6 protein-coding genes are annotated in these 9,035 nt (G+C 69.6%); 3 read left to right on the top strand and 3 right to left on the bottom strand.

Annotation, left to right across the window (positions count from 1 at the left end; all coding sequences use genetic code 11):
- The first annotated feature begins 281 nt into the window (after positions 1–281).
- On the top strand, positions 282–1,373 hold the full coding sequence (locus VF697_RS06335; RefSeq protein WP_331092588.1) for an ATP-dependent DNA ligase: 1,092 nt from the start codon (positions 282–284) through the stop codon (positions 1,371–1,373).
- Between the two features lie 26 nt (positions 1,374–1,399).
- Here the strand turns inward: VF697_RS06335 and ligD are convergent, their stop codons facing one another.
- Positions 1,400–2,464, bottom strand: a complete 1,065-nt coding sequence (ligD, locus tag VF697_RS06340; protein WP_331092589.1) for a non-homologous end-joining DNA ligase — start codon at positions 2,462–2,464, stop codon at positions 1,400–1,402.
- Between the two features lie 174 nt (positions 2,465–2,638).
- Here ligD and VF697_RS06345 point away from each other — a divergent pair, with 174 nt between their 5' ends.
- The gene (locus VF697_RS06345; RefSeq protein ID WP_331092590.1) at positions 2,639–3,838 is read left to right on the top strand and encodes a hypothetical protein; all 1,200 of its coding nucleotides are present in this window, start codon (positions 2,639–2,641) and stop codon (positions 3,836–3,838) included.
- 33 nt (positions 3,839–3,871) lie between these two features.
- Here the strand turns inward: VF697_RS06345 and VF697_RS06350 are convergent, their stop codons facing one another.
- The gene (locus VF697_RS06350) at positions 3,872–5,854 is read right to left on the bottom strand and encodes a S8 family serine peptidase (RefSeq protein WP_331092591.1); all 1,983 of its coding nucleotides are present in this window, start codon (positions 5,852–5,854) and stop codon (positions 3,872–3,874) included.
- Positions 5,855–6,141: 287 nt separating this feature from the next.
- A complete protein-coding gene (locus VF697_RS06355; RefSeq protein WP_331092592.1) occupies positions 6,142–7,467 on the bottom strand; it encodes an ice-binding family protein in 1,326 nt (441 codons plus the stop codon).
- 438 nt (positions 7,468–7,905) lie between these two features.
- Here VF697_RS06355 and VF697_RS06360 point away from each other — a divergent pair, with 438 nt between their 5' ends.
- Complete coding sequence (locus VF697_RS06360; protein ID WP_331092593.1) at positions 7,906–8,994, top strand: alpha/beta hydrolase; 1,089 nt, start codon at positions 7,906–7,908, stop codon at positions 8,992–8,994.
- Positions 8,995–9,035 lie beyond the last annotated feature (41 nt).

Here is a 9,035-nt window from a genome sequence, read left to right on the forward strand (position 1 = left end):
CGAGGGAGTCATCGACGCTCCAAGCCAGGGGATTCATTCGGGGGCTCCTGCCAGTCCACCACGCGCTGACGCCAAGCCTACACGGAGACGGCCCCGCTCACTCCCCTCCGCAGCCGCCGTAGCCGCCCCCGCCGCAGGTGCTGGAGCTGCCCTGCTGGCTCTGACCAGACGACGCAGAGACCGGGCGGCGGGATGACCCGGTCGCTGAGCGAGCAGGCATCAGCGGCGGGACGCCCGTGCTCCGGGTTGATCGCCGCTCGGGTCGGTCCCAGCTTCCCCTCATGAAGCTGCCCGTCCTGCCTCCGGTGTCGCCCATGCTCGCCAGGCTGGTGCGAGAGCTCCCGGGGGAAGGCGAGGTGCTCTACGAGCCGAAATGGGACGGCTTCCGCGCCATCGTCTATCGCGACGGGGACGAGGTCATCCTCGGCAGCCGCAACGAGCGGCCGATGACGCGCTACTTCCCCGAGCTCGTCGAGTCCCTCCGCACGCATCTGCCGCGCCGCTGCGTCGTCGACGGTGAAATCGTCATCGTGGGCGAGGACGGCGGGCTCGATTTCGACGCGCTGTTGCAGCGCATCCACCCGGCGGCTTCCCGCATTCGGAAGCTCGCCGTGGAGACGCCCGCCTCGTTCGTGGCTTTCGACCTGCTCGCGCTCGACAAGCGAGACTTGCGGCCACGGCCCTTCCACGAGCGCAGGACGTTGCTCCAGAAAGCGCTCGCGGGTGTCCGGGCGCCGATTCACCTCACGCCCGCCACGCGCAGTCGCGAGGTGGCCGAGGCCTGGTTCCGCCGCTTCGAGGGTGCCGGGCTCGATGGCGTCGTCGTCAAGCCGCTCGCCCTGCCGTACCTTGAAGGCAAGCGCGAGATGTACAAAGTGAAGCACGAGCGCACCGCGGACTGCGTCGTCGGTGGCTTTCGCTGGCACAAGGACGGCCAGGGCATCGGCTCGTTGGTGCTCGGCCTCTACGATGTGCAAGGCACGCTGCACCACGCGGGCGTCGCCACGGGGTTCACCGCGAAGCAGCGGGTGGAGCTCGCGAAGAAGCTCGAGCCGTACCGAAGGCGGGCGATGGAGACGCACCCCTGGCGCGAGTGGGCGGAGGTGGAGGACGACACGGTCCGGATGCCAGGGGCCCAGAGCCGCTGGAGCGCGAAGCGCGACCTGAGCTGGGAGCCCGTGCGCCTGGAGCTCGTCGTCGAGGTGGCGTACGACCACCTGCAGGGCATGCGCTTTCGTCACGCCACGCACTTCCGAAGGTGGCGCCCGGACCGAACGCCGCGCTCGTGCACCTACGCGCAATTGGAGCGCTCGGTCCCGGCCGAGCTCGCCGAGGTCTTCGCCTCCGAGCTCGAGGCCGCCACTGCCCATTGACTGCGGTGTTGCTGACAGGGGTCAGCTCAACGGCTTCCGCCGCGACGCGGCTGTCGCCGCGCACGTGCCGCGAGCGCCGGTTTCGCGCGGAGAGCGCCCGCGCCGGGCGGCGCACGGAGCGGTTCGTCCTTCTGCTTTTCGAAGTGCGGAGGAAAGGGGGCTTCACCGAGCCCCGCGGCCTTCTGTCGCTCGAAGAGCTCGAGAAGGCTGTCGAGCGCGAAGGCCCGCGCATCCATCGTTGCCCAGACATCGCCGAGCTTCTTGTAACGCCGGGGCACGGTGGCGAGCGTGAGCTCCTCGGGCTCCACGTCCGCGACCTCGTCCCAGCGCAGCGGGCAGGACACGCGCGCTTCGGGGTTGGCACGCACGGAATAGACAGAGGCGATGGTCCTGTCCTTCGCATTCTGGTTGAAGTCCACGAATACCCGCCGGCCGCGCTCCTTCTTCCACCAGGCGCTCGTCGCCTTGCGCGGCATGCGCCGCTCCACCTCACGCGCGAGCGCGAGCGCGGCGTGGCGAACCTGGGTGAAGTCCCAGCGCGGTGCGAGCCGGACATAGACGTGAATGCCGCGCGACCCGGACGTCTTCGGGTATCCCACGAGCCCGTGCTCCTCGAGCACCTCGTGCACGCACAGGGCGACCTCGCGCACGGTGGAAAAGCGCACGCCCGGCTGCGGGTCGAGGTCGATGCGGAGTTCGTCCGGGTGCGAGAGATCACTCCGACGTACCGGATGCGGGTTGAAGTCCAGACAGCCGAGGTTCACCGCCCAGACGACATGCGCCAGGTCCACCGGGCAGAGCTCGTCCGCGCTCCGGCCGCTGGGAAAAGTCACCTCGGCGGTTTGGAGCCACTCGGGCATGCCAGCCGGAACCCGCTTCTGGAAGAAGAAGGCGCCTTCGGCGCCGTCCGGGTATCGCTTGAGGGCGCACGGGCGCTCGCGGACGCCGCGAAGCATGCCTTCACCGACGGCCAGGTAGTACTCGATGAGGTCGAGCTTCGTCTCGCCGCGCGCGGAGAAGAAGACCTTGTCCGGCCGGCTGATGCGCACAGGACGACCCGCGACCTCCAGGTAGGTGAACGCGTCGGACATGTCCTCAAGTTAAATCCACCTGGGACGGATGACCGGAGTGGGGGTGGGAGCGCGCGGCTGCTCGGCGGCCGAGCGAGTCCCCCCTACGAGTCGTCTGACACCCTGGGCGGAGACACCCTGGGCGGGTTTCCTGGAGGGTGTCCTCCTTCTCCTATCCCTGCTCTTCTCCCTCTCATGCGCCTTCCCTTCGGCCCTCGCGCGCTCCTCGTCTCGCTCCTCCTCGCGCCTCCCCTCGTGACGGCCGCGCCCTCCTTCCGTGAACAGCTCGACGCCTACGCCCGCGAGCGCTCCCTCTCCGTCTCCTGGGTTTCCCCCGCCCAGCTCGACGAGGATCCCGCCCAGGAGCACATGGCCCGGCTGTGTGACCCTCGCGCGCCCTCTTCCTCCGTCTATGTGCTGGAGCAGGCGCCGGGAGTCCTCTGGGCCCTCGACTTCGAGCGCGAACAACTCCCCTGCCCCTCCCCGCCCCCCCACGCGAAGCCGCTCCCCACCCGACTGAAGCTCTTCGTGACGGGCACCTATCAGTGGTGGAGCGCCAGCCTCGCGTTTCGTGAGGGCCGGCTCGTCGACGTCGCGTCCGGGCAAGGCGACAACCCGTTGGTCCACGGGACAACGGGCAACCTCTCTCTGGACTGGGACCGGCTCATCGTCGGCTGGAGCAGCGGCGCCCCCACCCCGTTAGCGCGCGAGCAGCGCTCGTACGACGTCGAGAGCGCCCTCGTCCCCGTGCTCGCCACCCCCGAGGCCGCCGCCGCGCTCCCTCCCACCTTCAACCATGTCCTCGACGGGCGCGAGCAGTGGAAGGGGGAGAAGGACGCGTCCATGCGCGTCAGCGCGCTTGCCCTGGGCGCCGACACCCTGCGCCTGCGCATCCACGTGCGCGATGACCTTCCCGTCCCCGCCTCGGAGACCCTGAGCGACCCGGAGCTGCTCGGCGTGGACCACCTGGTGCTCCAGTGGAACAACGACCCCAGGACCCAGCTCTGGGTGGCACGTACCGGCCAGGGAGCCCCCCTCGTCCGATGGCTCCAGCCCGCCGGCCCCACCCGGCCCCTGCCCACCGTGGCACTCGAGGGGGACACCTTCCTCGTGGACCTGCCGCTCTCCACGCTCGGCGGCTCTCCACGGTCGGACTCCTGGAAGCGGCTCTTCTCCCTCGTCTTCTCGGACTCGGACACGCCCGGGGACCGGACCCAGGTCTCCCTCAGCACGGGGCGCAACCGCTCCCTCGCCCAGCTCGTCCACCTTCCGGACTCCGCCCGCTACCCGCCCCCCACCTTCGTGCACGCGCGTCGTCTCGAGCCCGCGCCCCCTCCCGCCCGTGCGCCCACTGGCGCTCCACCCGCCTCCCGCGTCCCCCCGCGGCACGAATGAGCGCCTCCAGCCGTGGAGGAGGGGGTTGAAGGCCTACCGGGTGACGCGGAGGTTGTCGAACGACACCGGATCATTGCGAGTGCCGTAGCCCACCTTCCCCGAGGTGAACGTCGAGTCCGTCACCTCGGCGGCCAGCACGCCGTTGCGAGACACGCGGATCATCGAGCCCAGGCGCTCCACCTTGATCGAATAGTCGACGCCGCCGCTGATGACGCTGGTGAAGTCAGCGAGTTGCGTCACCCGGCCCGCCTGCACCCGGAAGAGGCCATGGGTGGAGGAGTCGTTCCCCTCGTTGAAGCTCGCGAAGTAGTAGTTCGACGTGTCCGTGTAGTGGAACACCACCGAGAAGTCGTCCCAGCTGCCGCTGGTCCCCTGCGCCTTGGCCTGGGTGGTGAGCGTGAAGTCTCCGGAGAGCGACGTGCCATGCACCGCCAGGTTGCCGTTCCCCATCTCCGCCGTGCCCGAGGCGGGCGAGGACAGCACGTAGCGCCCGCCACTGACCGTCCAGGAGCCACCCCGCACGACCGTCATGCCACCCGCCGTGCTGTCGAACGCTTCGCTGATGACGGACAGCGCTGGCGGGGCCCTCATGTCCGCGGTGAGGCTCCGTGCCAGGTTCGGCAGTCCCCCGATGTTGCCCGTGCCCTGCTGCGCCGTGGCTCCGTCTTGAAGCAGCTTCTTGATGAGCGCCGGGGAGGCGGGAGTCCCGCCGTTGCGAGCCCGGTAGACGCCCTGGAGGGACGCGGCCGCACCCGCGACGATGGGGGCGGCGCTGGAGGTGCCAGCAAACGTGGCCGTGTACCCCTGCGGGGAGCCCTCGGAGCTGTAGAGGTCCCCATACCCGGCGGTGAGGACCGAGTCTCCCCATCCCTGGAGGTCGACCGTCGCGCCGTAGTTCGTGAACCAGCTCGGAGCGCGCGGCGTGCCGCCGGAGACAGGTGACTGGCCAGCACCGACGAGGATGGCGCCGGAGTCATTTCGTGGCAGGAAAGGGTAATGGCCGTTGTTTCCTGTCTGGTAGATGGGAGCGTCCAGGTTCTGCTCCCCGTTGCCAGCGACCTCGACCACCACGCGCCCGGCTGCAACGGCGGCCACGATGGCGTCGTAGTAGGGCTTGTACCACTCCACGGCGACGAGGCCGAACTGGCCATTGCCCGGGTTGCCGGGGTTCGCGTTGGGCCCGTTGAGCTGTTGCTCGATGAGGATGATGTCACCCGGGCTCGAGGCATGGGCGCAATGGGTGACAGCGGCGCCAACGTTATAGCCAGAGGCGGTGTTGGCGGCGGCGAAGGAGAGCGCGGCCTGGTCCGCGATGCCACGGACGCCAAAGCCATTGTCCAAGCCACGAAGAATGCCGAGCACGGCGGTGCCGTGATGAGGGTCGTTCATCGGATCCACCGCGGCCGGGCCAACCCAGGTGACGCTTCCCAGGTCCGCGTGGTTGTGGTCGTAGCTGTACTCGACGTCACAAATCCGGACGTTGGCGCCACGTCCGCCCAGGACGCTCCAGGCCGCGCGGGCGTCGATGCCGGAGGGCGCGGCGTTCAGGTAGGCCTGGGAGGAACTGCTGCTCGGGGAGCTGTAATCCGGAGGCAGGGGCGCCTCGGCTGGGAGCGGGATGCGGTGGACCGCCTCGACATCCTCCAGCTCGGCCAGCTCACCGAGCACGGTCTCGATGGCCATGCCGGGGGGCACGCGCAGGCGAAAGTAGAGGTTGAGGTCCGGCACGTGCGCGCCTGAGTGCCGCTCGCCCTCCTGGCGCAGTTCCTCGAGCGCGTCCTCCCCGAGCTGGTGCGAGCGCGTCCACACGCCTGCCTCGAGCAGGTGCAGGAGCCTCCGCGCCCGGTGGGAGACGAGACGCTTGCCGGCGAGATCCACGGGTCTGCCGCCGCGGAGCCGCACGTGGGCTCCCGCCTGGAACTTCACCTCGAGCCACCGTGGCTCGAACAGCGCCGGGGAGTGCCGGTGTTCGCCGAGCGCCTGGACCGTCCGCTTCGGGGGAGCCGTGGCTCCCACCTCATCCGAATCACCACAAGCGGTCAGCGTCAAAAGGGCAAAAAAAAGAGCCCACCGCGAGGTGGGCTCGATGCGATACGGCATGGACTGGACTACCCCCAAAAAGTCGGAGGCCCCTGTCTACAGAGATCCATGGCGATCCGGCAAATCCAGACCTACGGCCCGCGTGTGTTCGTCCGCTCGGCGGGCCAGTGGACGAAAAGACATGCTGAGGGGAAGCCGATGGTCACGCCACGAGAAGAGAACGATGTCCTCCTCAAGGCCCTCCAGTGCCCGTGGCACAGGGCCTACGGAGCCGGCTGGGTGACGGTCGCTTGCTGGAGCGCCACCTGGGTCTGTGCCAAGGCCCGGCCGTTCATCGTCGCACCCGTCTGGAGCGTGATGTCCGTCTTGGACAGGATGATCCCCTCGAAGTGGGAGTCTGCTCCGAAGGTCGTCTGGCCAGCGACCTGCCAGAAGATATTCTGGGCCCGTGCGCCGCCGCTCAGGGTGACCTTCTTGCCCGCGCTCATCGTGAGGTCTCCCGTCGTCTGGAAGATCCAGACATCATTCGCCCCGCCCGAGAGGACGACATCCACCGGGATTGTCACCGTGCTCGTCCACTTGTAGAGCCCCGGGACGAGCGTCAGCCCACCGATGTTCCCGGTGCCGAGCTCGAGGAAGTCAGGCGTGGGCCGTCCGGCGGCGTCGCTGTAGGCGCTCTCCATGTTGCTGATGGCCGTGGTGAGGTTGGACGGAGTCGGCACCGCATAGTTGGCGGCGTAGGCCTTGCCGATCAACTGCGAGGAGGTGGAGAAGACATTCGTCGCATCGGCGACCAACGAGAAGCCCGTGATGAAGCTCGCGGCGGCGGGGCTGATTCCAATATCTCCTGTCACGGCGGAGGCCGGAACGGTCGAGATGGCCGTCTTGGCGAGCACCGCATAATTGCCCGCCAGCCCAAGGCCCACGGGCGCCGGCCCCTTCGCCTCGGTGGTCCCGGTCGTGAAGCTCCAGGAGAACGCACGGGCCAGGCGGGTGCCTACCAGATCCATGACGTCGGTCGAGAGCTCGGCGGTGAAGGCCGTGCTGCCCGCCAGGTTGCTCGTGGGGGTGAAGATCGCCGTCGTGCCCGTGGTCCCGTAGGCCACGGTGCCGGGAACCGGCGTGGTGCCCTGCTTCACGGTGAAGGTGGACGTCTCGAGCGAGCGCGGGTCCATGGCCTTGCTGAACGTCACGGTGAGCTTCGCGTTGATGGGGACACCGGTGCCGCCGTTGGGCGGATTGACAGCGCTGACCACGGGGGGAACCGTGTCATCGGTGGCTCCCGTGGTGAAGCTCCAGGTGTGCTCTGTCGCCAGGGCCCTGCCCGCCGGAGTCTTGGCCTTGACCGTGATGACCCCCGTGAAGAGCGTGTTGGCTGCCAGGCTGTTCGTGGGGGTGAAGATCACCGTCGTCCCGTCGTCTCCCGCGACCACGGTGCCTGGGACCTGCGTGCTCCCCTGCTTCAGGGCGAAGGACGCCGTGGTGAGCGAGAGCGGATCCATCGCCTCGCTGAAGGCCACGGCGAGCCTCACGTTGCGGGGCACGCCGCTGGCTCCATCCGCGGGGTGCGACGAGCTCACCGTGGGCACGACGCCGGTCTCATCGGGACCCCCGCACGCGGCCAGGGTGGAGGTAGCGAGAAGAGCGGAGAAGGAAAGGACCCATGCGATACGCATAGCGCTGCTGTGCTGAGTAGCCATGAAGGCACTCCGGGGAAGGGATTGGATTGTGCGAGGGATTTGATTCAAGGCGCCGAAGGGCATCCACACCCAGGAAGAAGCGATATGTCTTCGGCGCATCGCCGCCAACGTTACGACTCGTCAGGGGGTTGCGCTCTGTAACATAGGCCTTACCAGCCCAATGTCAAACGGACACGGGCGATTGGCCTCGAACTGGCACGCTAGGAATTGGGGCGGGTGGAGTCGAAGCAGACTCAGGCCGGGGGTCGGGCCGGCCCAGTGAAGGTGTCAAACGACTCGTCCCACCCTGTGCGGCGCAGGCCGGGAGCAGCTAGGCTCCGACGCCCCATGCCCCCGCTCTCCTCGCGACTGCTCGGCCTCTCCACCCGCGCCCTCTTCTCCCTGCCCCCCGCGGTGCTGGGGCGAATGCTCGGCCCCGCCCCGCGCAACGACCGCGGCCACCCGCTGGACCCGCAGACACAGCTGCTCGTGTGGCTGGCGGCCCGGCTGCGCCCCACGCACGACCGGTCCCGCGTGGCGCTGATGCGGCAGAAGATGGACGCGCAGGCCTCCCTGGTGGACGTGCCGCCCGTGCCGCTGCACCGCGTGGAGGACCTCACGCTCCCGGTGCCGGGGGCCACGCTCCGGGCGCGCCTCTACACGCCGCGGGCGCCGGACGGCACGCCGCGCCCCCTGTGCGTCTTCTTCCACGGCGGAGGCTGGGTGCAGGGCAGCCTCGTCTCGCACGACGGGGTGTGCCGCCTGCTGGCACAGCGCGCTGGCTGCCTCGTGCTCGCGGTGGACTACCGCATGGCCCCCGAGCATCCCTTCCCCACGGCCCCCCGCGACGCGCTCGCGGCGTTCCGCTGGGTGGTGGCGCACGCCGGCGAGCTCGGCGTGGACCCCGCGCGCATCGCCGTGGCGGGCGACTCCGCGGGCGGCAACCTCGCCGCCGTGGTGGCACGCGAGGAGGGGACGGCGGTCTGCTTCCAACTCCTCGTCTACCCGGCCACGGACCTGACCCGCTCGCACACCTCGCACCGGACCTACGCTCACGGCTTCCTCCTTGAGAAGGAGGGCATGGACTTCTTCCTCGCCTGCTACCTCGACGACCCCGCGCGCCAGGAGCGCGACCCGCTCGGCTCTCCGCTCTGGGCGGACGTGCCGCCCCACCTGGCGCCGGCCTACGTGCTGACGGCCGGGTTCGACCCACTGCGCGACGAGGGCGAGGCCTACGCGGCGAAGCTGCAGCGGGCCGGGGTCCCCGTAGAGGCGGTCTGCGAGGAGCGGCTCATCCACGGCTTCTTCAGCATGGGAGGGGCGGTGGACGCGGCGCGCGCGGCGGTGGAGCGGGCCGCGGACTCGCTCGCCCGGGGTCTGCGCGCGCGGAGTGCAGCCCCCGCCACGGAGCGGGCCCGGACCACCGAAGTGGGCTGAGGCCGCGAAGGCAGCGGGAGGCCCGGGCCGGGTGCAGTACC

It is taken from the genome of Archangium sp., from assembly GCF_036388035.1.
Lineage (GTDB): Bacteria > Myxococcota > Myxococcia > Myxococcales > Myxococcaceae > Archangium.

Excerpts from the sequence above, each read along its gene's own strand:
- VF697_RS06360 (WP_331092593.1), top strand. The coding sequence starts at position 7,906 with ATGCCCCCGCTCTCCTCGCGACTGCTCGGCCTCTCCACCCGCGCCCTC.
- VF697_RS06335 (WP_331092588.1), top strand. The coding sequence starts at position 282 with ATGAAGCTGCCCGTCCTGCCTCCGGTGTCGCCCATGCTCGCCAGGCTG.
- VF697_RS06345 (WP_331092590.1), top strand. The coding sequence starts at position 2,639 with ATGCGCCTTCCCTTCGGCCCTCGCGCGCTCCTCGTCTCGCTCCTCCTC.
- ligD (WP_331092589.1), bottom strand. The coding sequence starts at position 2,464 with ATGTCCGACGCGTTCACCTACCTGGAGGTCGCGGGTCGTCCTGTGCGC.